Origin of the sequence: Devosia subaequoris (assembly GCF_014197055.1) — a bacterium.
Classification (GTDB): domain Bacteria; phylum Pseudomonadota; class Alphaproteobacteria; order Rhizobiales; family Devosiaceae; genus Devosia; species Devosia subaequoris.
The window spans coordinates 90,454-108,615 of sequence record NZ_JACIEW010000004.1 but is presented as its reverse complement, the minus strand read 5'-3'; the positions used below and the strand labels follow the sequence as shown (position 1 = coordinate 108,615).

Annotated in this window: 18 protein-coding genes; 14 read left to right on the top strand and 4 right to left on the bottom strand. The window is 62.5% G+C overall.

The window, feature by feature from the left end; all coding sequences use genetic code 11:
* Positions 1 to 8: 8 nt before the first annotated feature.
* On the bottom strand, positions 9 to 1,235 hold the full coding sequence (locus GGR20_RS09200; protein ID WP_183310963.1) for an FAD-dependent monooxygenase: 1,227 nt from the start codon (positions 1,233 to 1,235) through the stop codon (positions 9 to 11).
* 283 nt (positions 1,236 to 1,518) lie between these two features.
* Between GGR20_RS09200 and GGR20_RS09195 the strand changes: the two genes are divergently transcribed.
* The 5 genes from GGR20_RS09195 (at position 1,519) to GGR20_RS09175 (ending at position 8,423) form a co-directional block, all read left to right on the top strand.
* A complete protein-coding gene (locus GGR20_RS09195; RefSeq protein WP_104892533.1) occupies positions 1,519 to 1,857 on the top strand; it encodes a P-II family nitrogen regulator in 339 nt (112 codons plus the stop codon).
* A gap of 28 nt (positions 1,858 to 1,885) precedes the next feature.
* Positions 1,886 to 3,268 carry an ammonium transporter AmtB gene (locus GGR20_RS09190; RefSeq protein ID WP_183310962.1) on the top strand — a complete coding sequence of 461 codons (1,383 nt, stop codon included), beginning with the start codon at positions 1,886 to 1,888 and terminating at the stop codon, positions 3,266 to 3,268.
* Between the two features lie 358 nt (positions 3,269 to 3,626).
* Complete coding sequence (locus GGR20_RS09185; RefSeq protein ID WP_183310961.1) at positions 3,627 to 4,970, top strand: ammonium transporter; 1,344 nt, start codon at positions 3,627 to 3,629, stop codon at positions 4,968 to 4,970.
* 238 nt (positions 4,971 to 5,208) lie between these two features.
* Positions 5,209 to 7,812: a DNA translocase FtsK gene (locus GGR20_RS09180; protein ID WP_183311225.1), complete on the top strand. Its 2,604-nt coding sequence runs from the start codon at positions 5,209 to 5,211 to the stop codon at positions 7,810 to 7,812.
* Positions 7,813 to 7,874: 62 nt separating this feature from the next.
* A complete protein-coding gene (locus tag GGR20_RS09175) occupies positions 7,875 to 8,423 on the top strand; it encodes an ATP-dependent Clp protease proteolytic subunit (protein WP_183310960.1) in 549 nt (182 codons plus the stop codon).
* A gap of 77 nt (positions 8,424 to 8,500) precedes the next feature.
* Here GGR20_RS09175 and GGR20_RS09170 read toward each other — a convergent pair whose 3' ends face one another.
* On the bottom strand, positions 8,501 to 8,770 hold the full coding sequence (locus tag GGR20_RS09170; RefSeq protein WP_183310959.1) for a hypothetical protein: 270 nt from the start codon (positions 8,768 to 8,770) through the stop codon (positions 8,501 to 8,503).
* Positions 8,771 to 9,017: 247 nt separating this feature from the next.
* Between GGR20_RS09170 and GGR20_RS09165 the strand changes: the two genes are divergently transcribed.
* A complete protein-coding gene (locus tag GGR20_RS09165; protein ID WP_183310958.1) occupies positions 9,018 to 9,647 on the top strand; it encodes a LolA family protein in 630 nt (209 codons plus the stop codon).
* A gap of 18 nt (positions 9,648 to 9,665) precedes the next feature.
* Here GGR20_RS09165 and GGR20_RS09160 read toward each other — a convergent pair whose 3' ends face one another.
* A complete protein-coding gene (locus GGR20_RS09160; RefSeq protein WP_183310957.1) occupies positions 9,666 to 10,478 on the bottom strand; it encodes an undecaprenyl-diphosphate phosphatase in 813 nt (270 codons plus the stop codon).
* Positions 10,479 to 10,593: 115 nt separating this feature from the next.
* On the opposite strand from GGR20_RS09160, the gene GGR20_RS09155 reads away from it, so the two are divergent.
* From GGR20_RS09155 to GGR20_RS09140, 4 genes are read left to right on the top strand one after another with little or no spacing between them, the layout of a single operon-like run.
* Positions 10,594 to 11,274, top strand: a complete 681-nt coding sequence (locus tag GGR20_RS09155; RefSeq protein WP_183310956.1) for a glutathione S-transferase family protein — start codon at positions 10,594 to 10,596, stop codon at positions 11,272 to 11,274.
* Positions 11,275 to 11,288: 14 nt separating this feature from the next.
* Complete coding sequence (queG, locus tag GGR20_RS09150; protein ID WP_183310955.1) at positions 11,289 to 12,416, top strand: tRNA epoxyqueuosine(34) reductase QueG; 1,128 nt, start codon at positions 11,289 to 11,291, stop codon at positions 12,414 to 12,416.
* Complete coding sequence (locus tag GGR20_RS09145) at positions 12,413 to 13,282, top strand: SDR family oxidoreductase (RefSeq protein ID WP_183310954.1); 870 nt, start codon at positions 12,413 to 12,415, stop codon at positions 13,280 to 13,282. Before queG ends, GGR20_RS09145 begins: the two co-directional genes overlap by 4 nt.
* The gene (locus tag GGR20_RS09140; RefSeq protein ID WP_183310953.1) at positions 13,279 to 13,932 is read left to right on the top strand and encodes a GNAT family N-acetyltransferase; all 654 of its coding nucleotides are present in this window, start codon (positions 13,279 to 13,281) and stop codon (positions 13,930 to 13,932) included. The genes GGR20_RS09145 and GGR20_RS09140 overlap by 4 nt, the downstream gene beginning before the upstream one ends.
* Here GGR20_RS09140 and GGR20_RS09135 read toward each other — a convergent pair.
* A complete protein-coding gene (locus GGR20_RS09135; protein WP_183310952.1) occupies positions 13,929 to 14,690 on the bottom strand; it encodes an alpha/beta hydrolase in 762 nt (253 codons plus the stop codon). The genes GGR20_RS09140 and GGR20_RS09135 overlap by 4 nt on opposite strands.
* Positions 14,691 to 14,845: 155 nt before the next feature.
* On the opposite strand from GGR20_RS09135, the gene infC reads away from it, so the two are divergent.
* The 4 genes from infC (at position 14,846) to GGR20_RS09115 (ending at position 18,149) form a co-directional block, all read left to right on the top strand.
* Positions 14,846 to 15,382, top strand: a complete 537-nt coding sequence (gene infC / locus GGR20_RS09130; RefSeq protein ID WP_183311224.1) for a translation initiation factor IF-3 — start codon at positions 14,846 to 14,848, stop codon at positions 15,380 to 15,382.
* A gap of 167 nt (positions 15,383 to 15,549) precedes the next feature.
* Positions 15,550 to 16,086, top strand: a complete 537-nt coding sequence (locus GGR20_RS09125; protein ID WP_210283138.1) for a thermonuclease family protein — start codon at positions 15,550 to 15,552, stop codon at positions 16,084 to 16,086.
* Between the two features lie 287 nt (positions 16,087 to 16,373).
* Positions 16,374 to 17,285 (top strand): transglutaminase family protein, encoded by a 912-nt coding sequence (locus tag GGR20_RS09120; protein ID WP_183310951.1) that lies wholly within the window; start codon positions 16,374 to 16,376, stop codon positions 17,283 to 17,285.
* 45 nt (positions 17,286 to 17,330) lie between these two features.
* Positions 17,331 to 18,149, top strand: a complete 819-nt coding sequence (locus tag GGR20_RS09115; RefSeq protein WP_183310950.1) for a transglutaminase-like domain-containing protein — start codon at positions 17,331 to 17,333, stop codon at positions 18,147 to 18,149.
* Positions 18,150 to 18,162 lie beyond the last annotated feature (13 nt).

Genomic DNA, 18,162 nt, shown 5'->3' with positions numbered 1-18,162 from the left:
GCTTGGCGTCAGATCGGCAATCCACTGAGCAGTTTCGGTGCACTACCGCCAACTCCGGATGCGGCCCGGATAAGGGCTGATTTGACCGGACCGGCGCGATCGACCAGCCCGAGGCCGAAATCACGCAAGGCACGTACCGGGGCAATGTCATTGGAAAAAAGCCGGTTCATCCCGTCGGTCACCACCGCCATCGAGGCGGTGTCCAGTCGGCGCCAGGCCTGATAGCGCTCCAGAACGTCCGGCGCCCCATGGTCAAGGCCCAGTCGTAGCGCGTCCACCACCACTTCGGCCAAAGCAGCAACATCTTTCAGGCCCAGATTGAGCCCCTGGCCGGCAATCGGATGCACCACATGGGCGGCATCACCGATCAGCGCCAGGCGCGGCCCGACGAAACTTTTCGCCAGTTGCAGGCGCAACGGAAAACCCATCAGCTTATCCTCAAGCGTAACCCGGCCCAGCGTCGAGCCCATCACCGCCTCGATCTCCACCGCCAGTTCGTCTGGTGTCATCCCCAGAAAGCGCGGTGCGGTCTGGGCTGCCTCGGTCCAGACCAGCGAGGAGCGATTGCCCGGCAAGGGTAGGCTGGCAAACGGTCCTGCCGGTCGGAAATGCTCATAGGCGACGCCGTCATGTGGCAATTCATGGGCGATGGTGGCGACCAGCCCCGTCTGCCCATAATCATGTGCGATGGTGTCGATTCCGGCGCGCTGCCGCAGATTGGAATGCGCCCCGTCCGCCGCAATGACCAACGGCGCCGCAAGCGTCCGGCCATCGGCCAGCGTCAGCCGCGTCAGCGCGCCCCCGGCGTTCCAGTCGCTGATCTCGGCCGGCGCGATCACCGTGATATCGCTTTCCACCGCGCCGAGCAGCGCTGCGCCGCTGGCCTGGTTGGGCACCATATGGGCAAAGGCCTCACCCGGCGCCACATCGCCATCAAACCGCAAGAACACCGGTCGCGCCAGATCGCCAGTGCCCGAATCGGTAATATGCATGCTCTCGATGGGCTGGGACTGATGCTCCATCTCGTTCCACACGCCCAGTGCCTCGAACACCCGGCGCACACCCGCGGCAATGGCCGAAGCGCGGTTGTCCCGAGGCACCGCGAGCGGCCTGCGGTCGACCAGCGCGACCTTGATGCCCGGCGCCGAGCGCACAAGTGCCAGCGCCATGGTCAGACCCACCGGGCCACCGCCTACAATGATGACATCATGCCGCTCAGGGCCGGAATTGGACATGCTTATCTCCTTGCCCGGCATTGTCCGTCCTGACCGCCCGGGAGGCAAGCGCATCATTGCCGCGGCATGAATGCCTAAAAAGTGCGCAGTCAAAGGCCTGCTGGAAATTAGTGCACAATGTTTAATCGTAACAAGCGAGCCGTGCTGGCGCCACAAAACCCGACGTGCGGCGTGTGTTCCTTCAAGTTATTGAAAATGCACAGCTAAAATTCAGAGGGCGCAATCTGGCACGGGTCTTGAGTCCTATTGGGCATCGAACACCCAAGGCAGAAAGGGGGCAAGCATGAAACTGGTGGTTGCAATCATCAAACCATCAAGGCTCGAGGAGGTGCGGCAGGCACTCAACTCGCTCGATGTCCACGGCATGACCGTGACCGAGGTGAAGGGCTATGGCCGCCAGAAGGGGCATTCCGAAATCTATCGCGGCACCGAATATGCCGTGCACTTCCTGCCCAAGCTCAAGGTCGAGATTGCCGTCGATGACGGCATTGCCGACGCGGTGAGCGCGGCGATCCGCGATGCCGCTCAGACGGGCCGCATCGGCGACGGCAAGATCTTCATCCTCGATTTGCTCGCCGTCACCCGCATCCGCACCGGTGAAACCGGCGCTTCCGCGCTTTGACGCCACCGATTTCAGGAGAAAAAAGACAATGACAGGGTTCAAGACTCCCCTAAAAATCGCAGGTGGTGTGGCGCTGGCCTCGCTGCTGCTGTCGCTTCCGGCCCTTGGCCAGGACGCGGCTCCCGCCGAAGAAGCCGCCGCAACACTGAGCGAAGGCGTTTCCGCCGACGTGGTGTTCATCCTCAACTCGTTCCTGATGATCCTGGGTGGCATCCTGGTGTTCTGGATGGCCGCCGGCTTTGCCATGGTCGAGGCGGGCATGGTCCGCACCAAGAACGTCTCTATGCAGCTTCTCAAGAACGTCTCGCTGTTCGCCGTGGCGTGCCTGATGTACTACCTGGTCGGCTACAACCTGATGTACCCGCTGGGCAACTGGGCCATGGGCTCGGATGAGACCGGTGGCTATCTCGGTGCCTTCGGTATCGCCATTCTCGAAGCTGTGGGGATCACGGCCGATGGCGCCGACGATTTCGCCTATGCAGCGACCAGCTCGGACTTCTTCTTCCAGGTGATGTTCTGCGCCACCACCGCCTCGATCGTTTCGGGCACACTGGCCGAGCGCATCAAGCTGCTGCCCTTCCTGATCTTCACCGTCGTTCTGACCGCGCTGATCTACCCGATCCAGGCCTCCTGGAAGTGGGGTGGCGGCTTCCTCGACAGCCAGTTCGGCTTCCTCGACTTCGCCGGATCCACCGTTGTGCACTCGGTGGGTGGCTGGGCCGCTCTCGCCGGCGTCATCCTGCTCGGCGCCCGCCGTGGCAAGTACAATGCCGATGGCTCGGTCAATGCGATGCCCGGCTCCTCCATGCCGCTGGCTACGCTTGGCGTGTTCATCCTGTGGATGGGTTGGTACGGCTTTAACGGTGCATCGCAGCTCGCCATGGGTTCGGTGGGCGACGTGGCCGATGTCGGCCGCATCATGGCCAACACCAATGCCGGTGCAGTCGGTGGTGCCCTTGCGGCTCTCATCCTGACCGCCATCATCTACAAGAAAGTTGACCTGACCTTCGTGCTCAACGGTGCTCTGGCTGGTCTTGTGGCCGTCACTGCCGAGCCGCTGACCCCGGGTCTGGGCACGGCAACGCTGATTGGTGCCGTTGGTGGTTTGATCGTGGTGTTCTCGGTTCCGCTGCTGGACCGTCTCAAGCTCGACGATGTGGTCGGCGCCATTCCGGTTCACCTGCTGGCCGGCATCTGGGGCACGATCGCCGTGGTCTTCACCAACCCTGATGCGACCCTGGGTGGTCAGCTGATCTCGATTATCATCGTAGGCATCTTCGTCTTCGTGGTGAGCTTCGTGGTCTGGTTCATCCTCAAGTCGATCATGGGCCTGCGCCCGACGGCCGAGGACGAAGACCTGGGCCTCGACAAGGCCGAGGTCGGTGTCGAAGCCTATCCTGAGTTCAAGTAGCTCGTGCTTTGGGTGGCCGGGCCATTGGGTCCGACCACCCGCCGCTTGTCAGCGGCGTGCAGCCCGCGTCCCTCTTGGCCCGCCACAGAGGCTTCCCACTCGCAAAACGCGCGGACTGCACACCCCTGATAAGCTGCCCAATACATATGCATCGCCAGAAAATTCTGCTCGGAAATTAGGCATTGACCTGCCCATTTCCGAGCCGCTTTGCGTTCGGTCCTCATAAGTATTTGTAACATCTTACAAAAAATACTGCCGGCTCGCTTGGCACGGGGTTTGAGTCTGCTGTGACATTCCGCATCGGCGAAACTGGCGCCTCAGCGCTTTACGCCGCTTCCCAACCCGGAGACAAAAACTAATGAATCTGTCCAAAGTTCTGGGAGGCGCAGGTCTGGCCTCTCTCCTCATGGCGCTGCCGGCCGTTGCGCAGGACGCCGCTGCAGAAACCGCCGCTGCGGTGGTCGACAAGGGTGACGTGGCCTGGATGCTGGTCTCAACCATGGTCGTCATCGTCATGACCGTGCCGGGTTTGGCCCTGTTTTATGGTGGGCTGGTGCGCGCCAAGAACATCCTGAGCGTCTTGACCCAGGTGTTCATGGGCTTTTCCATGATCGCCATCCTTTGGGTGGCCTATGGCTATTCGCTGGCTTTTGCCGGCCCCACCGAAGGCGGGTTGTCGGCCTTCTTCGGCGACTTCTCCAAGTTCTTCCTTTCCGGCGTGACGCTCGAATCCACCGCCGAGACATTTACCGCCGGCTATGAACTGCCCGAAATGGTCTTTGTGGCGTTCCAGCTCACCTTTGCCTGTATCACTTCGACCCTGATTGTCGGCGGCATTGCCGAGCGCATGAAATTCGGCGCGCTGATGGCGTTCCTGGCGATCTGGTTCACTTTCTCCTATGTGCCTATGGCCCATATGGTCTGGTCCGGCCCGGGCCTGTTGTTCAACATGGGCGCTTATGACTTTGCCGGCGGCACCGTGGTGCATATCAATTCGGGTGTGGCGGCTCTGGTCGCCGCCCTGATGCTGGGCGCGCGCAAGGGCTACCTCAAGGAACCCATTCCGCCGCATAATCTGGTCATGACCTATATCGGCACGGGTCTGCTCTGGTTCGGCTGGTTCGGTTTCAACGCCGGCTCGAACCTGGAAGCCAATGCGCTGACCGCAGTGGCCCTGATCAACACCGTGCTGGCGCCGGCTGCCGGTGCTCTGGCCTGGGCGCTGGGCGAGCGGATCACCCGTGGCCATGCGTCTGCCTTGGGTGCGGTCTCGGGTGCTGTGGCAGGCCTTGTCGCCATCACTCCGGCTGCTGGCTTCTCCGGCGTTGGTGGCGCCATTGTCCTCGGCGCCGTTGCCGGCATTATCTGCCTGTGGGCCGTGGTGAATTTGAAGCCTATGCTCAAATATGACGACAGCCTCGATGTCTTCGGCATTCACGGCGTCGGCGGCATTGTCGGGGCCCTGGGTACGGCCATTGTCGCCAATCCCTCCTTCGGCGGCTATCCGCTCGACGGCTACGACATGGGCGGCCAGTTCATGGTGCAGCTCACCAGCGTCATTGTGGCGGTGGTCTGGTCCGGTGTGGTGGCGCTGATTGCCATGTTGGTCGTCAAGGCGCTGTTCGGTGGCGCCAAGGTGTCCGAACAGGCCGAACGCGATGGTCTCGATCTCTCGACCCATGGCGAACGCGCCTACAATTAGGTCAATTTCAGCGGGCGGCATTCCGGTGCCGCCCGCGCCTTTTTGTCCAATGTGCGATGGTTAGCACGCGATTAACCACACCCGGATAGCATGACGCCATTACGGCCCACTTCGATGGTTTGCGGGCCGACAGTGAGTAATGCGTTTCATGCCCAGCCATCCCATTCCGACCCTTGACGAAGTCCGCAGCCTGCCTGCTCGCGCTGCCCGCAATCCGGGCCGTTCGGCCAAGGCACCGATGCCGCCGCCGGCCATTGCCATTCGCATTCCTTTGCGGATCGCCGGCCTGATGGTGCTCGGGCTGTGCGCGATTGTGCTGGCAGCGCTCGCCTCCTGGTCGGTTGACGACCCGTCCCTGTCGCTGGCGACCGCAAAGGCCCCCGCCAATTGGCTCGGATATCCCGGTGCCGTCATCGCCGATCTGGTATTCCAGTTCCTCGGGCTTGCCGGACTGGTGATGGTGGTCCCCCTGGCTCTTTGGGGCTGGGCCATGGCGCGCCGCCATGTGGTCACGCGCGCCGGGCTGCGTCTCGGTGCCTGGGTGGGCGCAGTGTTGCTGTTCGCCGGTGTCTTTGCTTTCGTGGCCATGCCCGAAACATGGCCTCTGCCCACCGGGCTGGGTGGCCTGGCCGGCATGCTGTTTACCAATCTGGCCGGCATGATTGCCGGCGGCGATCCGCAGCCGCTCACCTCGACCCTGTTTGCCATCATCCTGAGCGCCCCGGCCCTGGCCCTGTTCTGGATCGCCATGGGACTGGGCTCCTCAATCCCGGCCAGGCCCGCAAAGCCCTCGGCCAAACAGGCCGCCGAGGCCGATGAGCGCGAGCCCAACCCGCTTGTCGAAGTGGCCATGGGTGCTGTTGTGCATATGGGCTACTCCCTGCGCACCGCCTTCCGCCGCGCCAAGGCCGAGCACGCCGCCCGTCGCGCCGCCGAAGACACCACCGACTTCGTACATGGCGCGGAGCCGCCAATGCACGCGCCCGAGCCTCAGGTCTATGCCGATCGCGAACCTGTCGCTGCCGCTCCGCAGCGTCGCATTCACACCCCGGTTCAGCATGTCGAGCCCAGCTTCGAGCCGTCCGGCCGCATCCTGACCCAGCCCGAATATGATGACACGGCCATCGATTATCCCGATGAGCCGGAGGACGACGACATTCCCTTTGTCCCCGACGCACCCATGCCGGCGCGTACCCAGCGCGGTGATTCGCGCTTCCACCCGGCCGATCCGGCCGCGCCGCGTGTCACCGCACCCGCGCCGCGTCCTGCACCGGGTCAGCGCGTCTTCCGCGAGGCTCAGGGCTCGCTGCTTGATGAGCCCTCCGGGTTCGAATTGCCCGAGCTCAGCCTGCTGGCCGAACCCAAGCGCGGCGGCCCCATGCCCGAGCATGCCCCGGAACGGCTTGAGGAAATGGCCCGCCAGCTCGAAGCCGTGCTATCCGATTTTGGGGTCAAGGGCGACATCATCAATGTGCGCCCCGGCCCGGTGGTCACCCTGTTCGAGCTTGAGCCGGCTCCCGGCATCAAGTCGAGCCGCGTCATCTCGCTGGCCGACGACATCGCCCGTTCCATGAGCGCCATCTCGGCCCGTGTTGCCGTGGTGCCGGGCCGCAACGCCATCGGCATCGAATTGCCGAACCAGACCCGGGAAACGGTTTATTTCCGCGAAATGCTGGCCTCATCCGACTTTGAGAAAATGAAGGGCAAGCTGCCCATCTGTCTCGGCAAGACCATTGGCGGGGAACCCGTCATTGCCGATCTGGCGCGCATGCCGCATCTGCTCATCGCCGGCACCACCGGCTCGGGCAAGTCGGTGGGTATCAACACCTTCATTCTTTCGCTGCTCTACCAGATGACACCCGAGCAGTGCCGCATGATCATGATCGACCCGAAAATGCTCGAGCTTTCGATCTATGACGGCATCCCGCATCTGCTGACTCCGGTGGTCACCGATCCCAGCAAGGCGGTCGTGGCGCTCAAATGGGCGGTGCGCGAAATGGAAGATCGCTACCGCAAGATGAGCAAGATCGGTGTGCGCAACATCGATGGCTTCAACCAGCGCGTGACCGAGGCGGCCAGGGAAGGCAAGACCATCACCCGAACGGTGCAGACCGGTTTTGATCGCGAGACCGGCGAAGCCATCTTCGAAAGCGAAGAGTTCGATCTCGAGCCATTGCCCTATATCGTCATCATCGTCGACGAAATGGCCGACCTGATGATGGTCGCCGGCAAGGACATCGAAGGCGCCATTCAGCGTCTGGCGCAGATGGCGCGCGCCGCCGGCATTCACATGGTCACGGCCACCCAGCGCCCGTCGGTGGACGTCATCACCGGCACCATCAAGGCCAACTTCCCCACCCGTATCTCCTTCATGGTGACGTCCAAGATCGACTCGCGCACCATTCTGGGCGAGCAGGGCGCCGAGCAACTACTGGGCAATGGCGACATGCTCTACATGGCCTCGGGCGGCCGGACCAAGCGCCTGCATGGTGCCTTCGTCTCGGACAATGAGGTGGAAACGGTAGTTGCCCATCTCAAGAGCCAGGGTACGCCGGACTATCTCGACAACATCACCGAGGAAGACGAGGGCGGCTATGGCGAGGGCGGCGGCTCGGGCGACGAAAGCTATGCCGGCTCGGGCGACGAGCTTTACGACAAGGCCGTTCATATCGTGATGACCGACAAGAAGGCCTCCACCTCCTATATCCAGCGGCGCCTGGCCATCGGCTACAACAAGGCCGCCACGCTGATCGAACGGATGGAAAGCGAAGGTGTCATCTCCCCGGCCAATCACGCCGGCAAGCGCGAGATCCTGGTAGGCGACAACGCCGACGGATACTGACGACGCGGCAGGCAGGATCGATATTGGTCGTTGTCCGTTTAGTGCCGGACAGGGAGGCACCCATGGGACAGACCGACATCATCGCCTATTTTGGCTTTACCGGCCCGATTGAACCGGGCGGGGTAGGACGCCTGGCGGCGGCCCTGAACTCAGCGGTCAACGAAGGCGTGGAGACCGTCCATTTGGCGTTCAGTTCAAATGGCGGCTATGTCGCCGATGGCGTCTATCTCTACAATCATATCCGGGCGTTGCCATTGCGGCTGGCAATATACAACACAGGCTCTGTGGGCTCGATTGCGGTGTCGGTATTTCTTGCTGCAGAAGAACGGTATTGTTCCGTCCATTCCATGTTCATGATCCATCCGACCACCATGGGGCATTCCGACGGGATGAGCGCGCGACGCCTGCAGTCAACGCTTGACGCGGCACTGGCAGACGATGATCGAACGGATAATATCCTGCGTGAGCGGAGCCGTATCCCCGCCGCGGTACTTGCCTCCCGCAGGCACAGCGAGATTCATATCGCGCCGTCTGAGGCCTGCGACTACGGTATGGTCGATGCCATTCGCGAATTCGCGCTGCCAAAGGGGCATCAGATCGTTCAGATCTAGCTTCGACTCATCCAAAGTTCCGTCCTCCGTATGCAGGCGTCGGAGAACCCGCCGCCTGACAAAGATGCTGACCGTTGTTAGCGGTTCTGTTTATTGGTGCTTGAATCAGACTGGTCCTTGCGGAATTCCCCGCCCTGCTGGCCTTGCTGGTTCTGACCCGATTGCTGGCCGCCGCGGCCGCCCTGCCGGTTCAGGTCGTCGTCGCGATTCATGTCGTCCGGACTATTCTGTTGGCCGCCCTGTTGGCCCTGCTGATTCTGGCCACTCTGCTGGCCACCGCGCTGGCCCTGGCGGTTCTGTTCGTTGTTGAAATCCTGATTGTTGCGGTTCTTGTCTTGGTCCTGCATGGCAGGTCTCCTGCGATTGGCCGGGCTTAATTGCTCGGTAACCAAAGCAATGGACTGGCACCTGCTCCGTTCCGCAAAAGTGATTGCCGCCTCAACAATGTGATCGTGCGACCCACGCGGCAAAATGGAAGGGAGACTTGGGGGGCCGATACCCTGTGAATCAACCACAGCGGAACTTTCCACCTGTTGCCGCAATTGCTGGCTAGGTTAGGCTCAACCAAACGACCCCAGCGAGGAAGTCCCGCCGATGATTCGCCGCACCGCTCTCATGCTCGGCCTTGCCGCCGCCCTCTCGCCCGCATTGCCGGCGCTGGCCCAGAGCCGTGCGCTCAGTGCCCAAGAGCAGCAATTGATCAATGAGATCAATGCGCATAACTCGGCCATCCGCACCATGGTCGGCCGGTTCCTGCAGATCGATACCAATGGCGGACGCCAGGAGGGGACCTTCTTTATTGAACGGCCCAACAAGGTAGCGTTCCGCTATGCCCCGCCCAGCCGCGAGGAGATCGTCTCGACCGGCCGGGGCTTTTACGTGGTCGATCGGCGCGCGGAGACCTATTACGCCTATCCCCAGGATTCGATCCCGTTGCGGCAGTTTCTGGGCGATCAGATCAACCTGCTCAACGCCAATGTCATCGACGTCACCAATACCGATGGCTATCTCTCGATCACCGTGATCGACGAGACGGTTGCCGGCACGGTGCAGGTCTCGCTGATCTTTGATACCGAAACCAAGGATCTGGCGCAGTGGACCCTGGTCGAACCCAATGGTTCCGAGCTCACCTTCTCGCTCTATGATGTGCAGAAGGGCGTCGATATCCCCAACCATTTCTTCACCTTCCCCGCGACCTATTCAGGCAAGGAGCCGGGGACCTGAGGCCAGGCTGGCTAAGCGCTAGAGGCCGAACGCGAGAATGGCGATCAGGCCGGCGCCGCCCACGATGATGCGCCACCAGGCAAAGGGCGCAAAGCCGTGCCGGGAGACAAAGTCGAGCAGGTATTTGACCACCAGCGCGCCGACCACGAAGGAGGCGGCAAAACCAATGGCGATATTGAGCCCCAGGCTCAGATCGATCAGGTCGCGACTCTTGTAGAGGTCATAGCCAAAGGCTCCGGCCATGATCGGCAGGGCAATGAAGAAGGTGAATTCGGCCGCCGAGCGCTTCGAGGCCCCGAACAACATGGCCCCCACCACGGTCGAACCGGACCGCGAGACGCCCGGCACCAGGCTCAACATCTGGAACAAGCCGATGATCAGCGCCAGGTGCCAGGGATAGCTATAGATGTCGTCATGACGCACCTGCTTGGGCATGCGATCGACGACCAGCAGGATGATGCCTCCGATCAGCAGGGTAATGCAGATGACAATCGGGGTTTCGTAGAGAATCTGCTGGATGAAATCGCGCGCCAGCACGCCCACCACCACGGCAGGCAGACAGGCCAGCACCACGGCCAGCGCAAACCGCCAAGCATAGGCCTTGCCCGCAAGGGCATCGCGGATCAGCACGCCCAGTTTGGCAAAGTAGACAGTGATCACCGCCAGAATTGCACCGAGCTGAATCAGCACGATAAAGGCGGCGGGCTGGCTGAGGCCGAAGAAATGACCGGTCAGCAGCAGGTGGCCGGTGGAACTGACCGGCAGGAATTCTGTGAGCCCTTCGAGGATTCCAAGGATCAGGGGCACAAAAAGACCTTGATCGGCGTTCATTTGATCCCCTAACTCGTTCCAAGGCCAGACTTGTCCCGTCTCATAGCCGTGTTCGCCTGGTGCGCCAAGGCCGTGACATGTGACCCCAGGCCGCAACAATTGTAGAGCCCCGTTCATGCCCAGCCTTGTGCACTATCCCCTCGATCCAGCCTCCCGCCTCATCCGGCTGATGTGCGCCGAATACGGGGTGCCGCTGGACCTGGAGGAGACCAAGCCCTGGCTGCGAGAAGAGGCGCTGCTGGCCATCAATCCGGCGGCGACGCTGCCCATTCTGTTTACTGACAACGACCTGCCCATCGTCGGCATCATGGCCACCATTCATGCGGTTGAAGATTTTTATACACCCGCAGCGGTTGGCGGGCTGTTCCCGGCCGATCCGAGGGACCGCGCCGAGATGTGGCGCCTGGTCGAGTGGGCGCTGGTCAAGCTCAATGACGAGGTGACGCGCTATCTGATCGAGGAAAAGATCGCCAAGCGCGACCAACGTGGCGCCACGCCCGAGCCCTCTGTGCTGCGCGCCGCCAAGGCCAATCTTGCCGAGCATCTGCTCTATTTCAACTGGTTGCTGGCCAGCCGCAATTGGGTGGCCGGCGAGGAAATGAGCCTGGCCGACTTCGCCCTGGCCGCACATTTTTCCACGCTCGACTATCTGGGCGATATCGACTGGTCCAAAGTGCCGGCCGAAACGCGCGACTGGTATTCGCGCATCAAGTCGCGCCCGGCCTTCCGCACCCTGCTCAACGACCGTGTTGTCGCCATGCAGCCCGCCAGGGGCTATGCGGATCTGGACTTTTAGTCCTATCTGGCGGCATGCCCCAAAGCGATACCGGAAAGCTTGTCGACGAACTTAAGACCCGCGCCGAAGCGCTGGGTTTTGACACCTTCGGCATCGCGCGGGCCGATGCACGGCCCGACCTGCCTGAAAAACTGCACACGGCCCTGACCGAGGGCTGGCATGCCGATATGGAGTGGATGGCAGAGACCGAAGAAAGACGCGGCGATCCGCGGCGGCTGTGGCACGCGGCCCGCTCGGTGATCCTGCTTGGCGTCAACTACGGCCCCGAGACCGACCCCATGGATCTGCTGGCCGAAAAGCGCGTGGGCAATATCTCGGCCTATGCGCGCAATCGCGATTATCACGACATCATCAAGGGGCGGCTCAAGGAACTGGCGGGTCTGTTGGCCCGACGTGCCGGTGTTGATGTGAAGGTGTTTGTCGATACCGCGCCGCTGATGGAAAAGCCGCTGGCTGAAGCGGCGGGCCTGGGCTGGCAGGGCAAGCATTCGGTGCTGGTCAGCCGGAAGTTCGGCTCCTGGCTGTTTCTGGGCGCGATCCTCACCGACCTCGACCTGCCGCCGGACCAGCCGCATGCGGAAAGCTGCGGTTCGTGCACAAAATGCCTCGATATCTGCCCCACCAATGCCTTTCCTGGCCCCTTCCGGCTCGATGCGCGAAAATGCCTGGCCTATTATTCGGTGGAGCACAAAGGCCCCATTCCGCGCGAGTTTCGGGCGCCTATGGGCAATCGCATCTATGGCTGCGATGACTGCCTGGCGGTTTGCCCGTGGAACAAGTTTGCCAGCATCAGCCGAGAAGCCAAGCTGCGCAGTCGGCCCGAATTCGAGCGACCCGCGCTGACCGACCTGGTGCAACTCGATGATGCAGCTTTTCGGGCGCTGTTTGCCGGCTCGCCGGTCAAGCGCATCGGGCATGCGCGTTTTCTCCGCAACGTTTTGATCGGCATCGGTAACGCCGATGACCAAACCCTGCTGCCGCTGGTGGAAACCAGGCTTGGCGATGCCTCGCCCCTGGTCCGTGGCGCGGCCATCTGGGCCTTGCGGCGACTCGATCCGGAGCGGGCCGAGGCCCTGCGGCTGGACAGCCTGGCGCAGGAAGACGATAGCTCGGTACGCGCGGAATGGGACGGGGTGGTATGAACCAGGCAATTTTCTTCGGGTTGGGCTTTTCCTCGATCAACGCGGCCCAAGCCATGCGCGAGAACGGCTTTGCCCGCATCGGCGGCACGGTCCGCTCACCGGAAAAGGCCGCGCAATTGCGCGCTGACGATATTGAGGCCGTGCTGTTCGACGGCACGGCGCCTGGCCCCGAAGTAAAGCGCGCGCTGGCCGAGGCCAGCCATGTTGTCTTGTCCATTGCCCCCGACGAGGGGGGCGATCCTGTGCTGGCTCACCATCGTGCCGATCTCGCGGCAGCGCGCGGATTACAGTGGCTGTGCTACTACTCCACTGTCGGGGTCTATGGCGATTTCGGCGGGGAGTGGATCGACGAGACCGCCCCGCTGGTGCCACGCAATATGCGCTCGGACCGGCGGGTCCTGGCCGAGCAGGCCTGGCGCGACTTTGCCGCCGAACGGGGTATGCCACTGTGCATCCTGCGGCTTGCCGGCATTTACGGCCCGGGCCGTTCGACCTTTGACAAGCTGCGGGCCGGAACGGCGCGTCGGGTCATCAAACCGGGTCAGGTCTTCAACCGCATTCATGTCGCCGATATTGCCCGCGTCACAGCGCTGGCGGCCAACCGGCGGCTGGATGGCACCTTCAACCTGGCTGACGACGAACCGGCGCCGCCACAGGATGTCATCGCCCATGCCGCGCAGATGATCGGCATGGATGTGCCGCCCGACCTGCCCATCGGAACAGCCGAGATGACGCCCATGCAGCGCAGCTTCTATCGCGACAACAAGCGCGTCTCGAACCAGGCCATCAAGCAGGCTCTGGGCATCGAACTGCTCTATCCGACCTATCGTGCGGGCCTGTCCCAGATTCTGGAAAGCGAACAATGACCCCACGGCCGGCCAAATCCGCTCCCACCCGAATTGCCTTGGAGGGCCATTATGCAAGGCTCGAACCGCTAGAGCTGTCGCATGCCGCAGATCTGTTCGAGGTGGCAAATATGCCAGGTGGCCCGGAGCGGTTTCGCTGGTTGTTTACCGACGCGCCGCAGAGCGTGGCCGCGACCGAGGCCTGGATAGAGCAGGTGAACGCCGGGCAGGATAGCTATGTCGCCATTCTCGACAAGAAGAGCGGCAAGGCATTGGGGCAGCAGGCCTGGATGCGCATCCGCCCCGAGCACGGCGCGATCGAGATCGGCGGGGTCTATTGGGGGCTGCCCATGGCGCGTAGCCGCCTCGCCACCGAGGCGTTGTTCCTGTTTGCCCGTCACGCCTTTGATGATCTGGGCTACCGGCGCTTCGAATGGAAATGCAACAATTCCAATGAGGGCTCCAAGGCGGCCGCAACGCGCTTCGGCTTCACCTTTGAAGGCGTGTTCCGCCAGGACATGATCGTCAAGGGACTGAGCCGGGATACCGCCTGGTTCTCCATGCTCGATAACGAATGGCCGGCCCTGCGCGCCGAATTCAAGCGCTGGCTGGCGCCGGACAATTTCGATGCCGAGGGTCAGCAAAAGTCCCGGCTGGCAACGCGCCGCTAGATCATCCCCAGCACCGCCGCCCGCAGCCGCGCCAGATCCTCGTCCCGGCTCAGCCGGTGGTCGCCGTCGGGGATCAGGGTGAAGGTCACCGGGTCATGCAGGATGTGCATCAGCAGCTTCTGGGCATGCTCGGGCGGTACGTCCGGGTCCTGCCCGCCTTGCAGGATGTGCACGGGGCACCCGGTTTCGATCACGCCATCGAGCAGCAGATGGTGGGCACCATCCTCGATCAGCGCCCGCGTATAGCGATAGAACCCATCGCCATAGGCGCTTTCCCGCTCGTAATAGCCAAGGGTGTCGAGGTCCCGCTGCTGCGCCGTGCTCATGCGCGCCGCGATGCGCACGGTGGCGTCGGTGGCTGGGGCGAGCAGCACCAGCCCTTTCAGCGGCGCGGCCCTGGCCAATCGCCGACGGGCCAGCAACAGGGCGATCCAGCCGCCCATGGACGATCCGCAGACGATCTGCGGACCATTGGTCGTCGCCAGCACGGCCTCGGCTTCTTCCAGCCAGCGGCTGATCGTGCCGATATCGAAGTCGCCGCCGGACAGGCCATGGCCGGAGTAATCGAACCGGGTGACTCCAAAACCCTTTTCGGCGCCCAGGGCGTCCAGGCTCATCGCCTTGCGTCCACTCATCACCGAGCGAAAGCCGTTGAGCCAGAGCAGGCCCGGTGTGCCGCCGGGCCGCTGCTCGACAGCGATTTGCCGGGCCTGGGCGCCGGTGCCAACGGTGATGCGGGAGCTGCGAATGGAACTCATGGGGGCTCTGATTGCGTTCTTGCCACGTGTCGGAGGGAGTTCCGGCGCATGGCTCTGAAAATTTGCTTGGATGCGCCAGTTGACTTTAGCAGCCGCTACCACGATTTTAGGGCCGAATTCACCCCCTTGCCCCAATAGCACAAGGAACGCTTGCCATTCGCCGTCCCATGAGACCCGTTGCGCCCCAGAAAGATGGGCCGCTTGCCAACGAGGATATCACCAGCCCCGACGTTCAGCTCATCGATGCAGAAGGTGAAAACCGCGGCATCGTCCGCACGCGCGACGCTATGCTCGAAGCGCAGGAGCAGGGGCTTGACCTTGTCCTGATCGCCGCCAATTCGAACCCGCCAGTGGCCAAGATGCTCGATCTCGGGCGCTACAAATACGCCGCCCAGAAGAAGGCGGCCGAGGCGCGCAAGAAGCAGAAGGTGATCGAGGTCAAGGAAGTGCAGATGCGTCCGAACATCGACACCCATGACTACGAAACCAAGATGAAGAAGGTGCAGCGCTTCCTGGGCGATGGCGACCGCGTCAAGGTGACCATGCGGTTTCGTGGCCGCGAAATGGCGCACCAGGACCTTGGCATGCAGCTGCTTCTGAAAGTGCGCGAAGAGACCGAGGAGGTGGCCAAGGTTGAAAGCCAGCCCCGTTCGGAAGGCCGGCAGATGGTCATGGTGCTGGCGCCTAAGTAAGGCGACAGAACATCTGGAATGAAAAAAGCGGGCCAATTGGTCCGCTTTTTTGTTGTGCGGCATTAACCCGTCGCCATGCGCCGGCTTTTCTTTGCGCTTGATTTGCGCAATGCTCCTTAGACAAGAAATGTTCGAGCATTTGCGGCAATCCTGCGTGGGGGGGGCGCATGAGACTGTTTCGAATAGTGCTGCGCCTGTTCTTTGCGCCCAGGCAATCACCTCGGCGGACCGCGCCTTCGCTCGCGCCGCAACTGCCGCGGGAAATGCGGACAATTGCGGTCCGGCCCGCCCAGCCTGCGCAGCCCCCTCGGACCGAATTGCGCGGACCGTGCTGGGTCATCGATGGCGACACCATCATCATTGACAAGATCCGTATCCGGATCGCCGGAATAGATGCCCCCGAGATCGACCACCCTTTCGGCAAGCAATCCAAATGGGCGCTGGTGAAACTGTGCAAGGGGCAGTTGGTAACGGCACGGATCAAGCCCGAGATTTCCTATGACCGCCTGGTGGCTGAATGCTTCCTGCCCGACGGGCGCGATCTGGGTGCCGAAATGGTCCGGGCCGGGATGGCGCTCGACTGGCCGAAATTTTCTGGTGGCAAGTACCGGCATCTCGAAGTGGCCGATGCGCGAAAAAAGTTGTGGCGCGCGGCGGTGCGACAGCGCGGCATGATGGGAATCGTGAAACGGTCCCTGGAGTGAAACAGCAAGACTGAGCGGGCTGTGCCCCGACTTATGTCTTTCGGCAGCCCGCTGCTGCTCTCGCCACCGCGCTGACAATCCGTTCGGTGCGGCCAGCTTGCCGTGATATGGTGCCTTGACGCGTTGCGCCCGCATGGGTGGCGCGACGACACCGATTGGACACGCATCATGCAATCTAGAGAATGGCCGCAACCTGGCGCACATTGGCGCCGGGGCAGCCCCTTTGCCTTGGACGCCCGCGGGTATTGGCCCGAAATGTGCCGTCCCATAGGGGGGCGGGCGCGGGCATGACCATCCTCAAGGTGCGCCATATCACCCACTACACCTATCATCAGCCGGTGGGGTTCGGTGCGCATCGCATCCTGTTCCGGCCGCGGGACAGCTACGACCAGCGCCTGCTGCAGTCGAGCCTGTCTGTCTCGCCTGAGCCAAGCGATCTGCACTGGATCCACGATGTTTTCGGCAATTGCGTCGCCGTGGCCCAGTTCGAGACGATGTCGACCCAATTGCGGTTCGAAACCAGCATCGTGCTCGATCATACCCGGCTTATGCCCCTCGAATTTCGCGGGGAAGCTGACGCGGCCACGTGGCCTTTCGACTATGAAGACGAAATCCTCCCCGACCTGGCCGCCCTCCGGGTCCGGCAGTATGCCGATGACGGGGGCGTGACGATGGCGTGGGCGCGCCGGTTTGTTGATGGCGCCAGTTCGCGCGATACGGCCGATATCCTGGAACGCATGACCCACGCCGTCCATGCCAACTTCGCCTATCGGCGGCGGATCGATCGCGGCACGCAGACGCCGGCAGAGACATTGGCCAGTCAATCGGGCTCATGCCGCGACTTTGCCCTGCTGATGATGGAGGCTGCGCGCGCCCTTGGCTTTGCCGCTCGCTTCGTGACGGGCTATATTTATGTGCCCATGCGGGCCGGTGCAGAAAATCTGGGGGGCGGTGCGACCCATGCCTGGGCGCAGGTCTTCCTGCCCGGCGCCGGCTGGGTCGAGTTCGATCCGACCAACGGCATTATCGGTAACCGGGACCTGATCCGGGTGGGCGTTGCGCGCGATCCTGTTCAGGCCATTCCGCTTTGGGGCACACACACCGGCCAAGCCAGCGATTTTGCCGGTATGACCGTGCAGGTCAATGTAACGGACATGCAGGACACGCACGACTTGCAGGACACCGCGGCAGCGCTTTGACGCCAGCCGCGGTTGCCCGGACAGCTTTTGGAACAGGACGCCGATATGTTGATACGCCTTGGCTACGACATCACCGTAACATGCCCACGGCCGACCCCGATGATCTCGATGATGTCCGCCGAGCGGGCGCGGGCGCCCGACATTCGCGTGACTGAACGCCTGGTCACCACCCCGAGCGTCGATACGACCAGTTATGTGGACCTGTTCGGCAATGTCTGCCGCCGCTTCGTGGCGCCCGAGGGTGATTTTACCATTTGGAGCGACTGCACCATCGAGGATGATGGCCTGCCCGACCCGGTCGATCTTTCGGCCGAGGAAGTCCCGGTGCCCGAGCTGCCTGATGATTGCCTGGTCTATCTGGCCGGCAGCCGCTATTGCGAGACGGACGAATTGAGCCAGGTCGCCTGGGACCTTTTCGGGCAGACGCCGCCGGGCTGGACGCGGGTGCAGGCGATATGCGATTTCGTCCATGACCGGCTGGCCTTCAACTACAAGACTGCCAGTTCCACCCGCAGCGCGCACGACGCCTATCGCGAGGAAATCGGGGTGTGCCGGGACTATGCACATCTGGCCATTGCACTGTGCCGCTGCATGAATATACCGGCCCGCTACATCAATGGTTATTTGGGTGATATCGGGGTGCCGATCGGATCCCCGGATGACTTCTGTGCCTGGATGGAAGTCTATCTGGGCGGACGGTGGATCACCTTTGATCCACGCAACAACAAGCCCCGTATCGGTCGGATCGTGGTGGCGCGCGGACGCGACGCCGCAGACGTACCGCTACTAACCTCGTTCGGCCCGCATCAACTGACCGCCTTCCGCGTCTGGACCTATGATGTGAGCGATCTGGCCCCGGCGTGACCATGCAGCTGTT

Coding starts and splice junctions, on each gene's coding strand:
- GGR20_RS09200 (WP_183310963.1), bottom strand. CDS start 1,235: ATGTCCAATTCCGGCCCTGAGCGGCATGATGTCATCATTGTAGGCGGT.
- GGR20_RS09195 (WP_104892533.1), top strand. CDS start 1,519: ATGAAACTGGTGGTTGCAATCATCAAACCATCAAGGCTCGAGGAGGTG.
- GGR20_RS09190 (WP_183310962.1), top strand. CDS start 1,886: ATGACAGGGTTCAAGACTCCCCTAAAAATCGCAGGTGGTGTGGCGCTG.
- GGR20_RS09185 (WP_183310961.1), top strand. CDS start 3,627: ATGAATCTGTCCAAAGTTCTGGGAGGCGCAGGTCTGGCCTCTCTCCTC.
- GGR20_RS09180 (WP_183311225.1), top strand. CDS start 5,209: ATGCCGCCGCCGGCCATTGCCATTCGCATTCCTTTGCGGATCGCCGGC.
- GGR20_RS09175 (WP_183310960.1), top strand. CDS start 7,875: ATGGGACAGACCGACATCATCGCCTATTTTGGCTTTACCGGCCCGATT.
- GGR20_RS09170 (WP_183310959.1), bottom strand. CDS start 8,770: ATGCAGGACCAAGACAAGAACCGCAACAATCAGGATTTCAACAACGAA.
- GGR20_RS09165 (WP_183310958.1), top strand. CDS start 9,018: ATGATTCGCCGCACCGCTCTCATGCTCGGCCTTGCCGCCGCCCTCTCG.
- GGR20_RS09160 (WP_183310957.1), bottom strand. CDS start 10,478: ATGAACGCCGATCAAGGTCTTTTTGTGCCCCTGATCCTTGGAATCCTC.
- GGR20_RS09155 (WP_183310956.1), top strand. CDS start 10,594: ATGCCCAGCCTTGTGCACTATCCCCTCGATCCAGCCTCCCGCCTCATC.
- queG (WP_183310955.1), top strand. CDS start 11,289: ATGCCCCAAAGCGATACCGGAAAGCTTGTCGACGAACTTAAGACCCGC.
- GGR20_RS09145 (WP_183310954.1), top strand. CDS start 12,413: ATGAACCAGGCAATTTTCTTCGGGTTGGGCTTTTCCTCGATCAACGCG.
- GGR20_RS09140 (WP_183310953.1), top strand. CDS start 13,279: ATGACCCCACGGCCGGCCAAATCCGCTCCCACCCGAATTGCCTTGGAG.
- GGR20_RS09135 (WP_183310952.1), bottom strand. CDS start 14,690: ATGAGTTCCATTCGCAGCTCCCGCATCACCGTTGGCACCGGCGCCCAG.
- GGR20_RS09125 (WP_210283138.1), top strand. CDS start 15,550: ATGAGACTGTTTCGAATAGTGCTGCGCCTGTTCTTTGCGCCCAGGCAA.
- GGR20_RS09120 (WP_183310951.1), top strand. CDS start 16,374: ATGACCATCCTCAAGGTGCGCCATATCACCCACTACACCTATCATCAG.
- GGR20_RS09115 (WP_183310950.1), top strand. CDS start 17,331: ATGTTGATACGCCTTGGCTACGACATCACCGTAACATGCCCACGGCCG.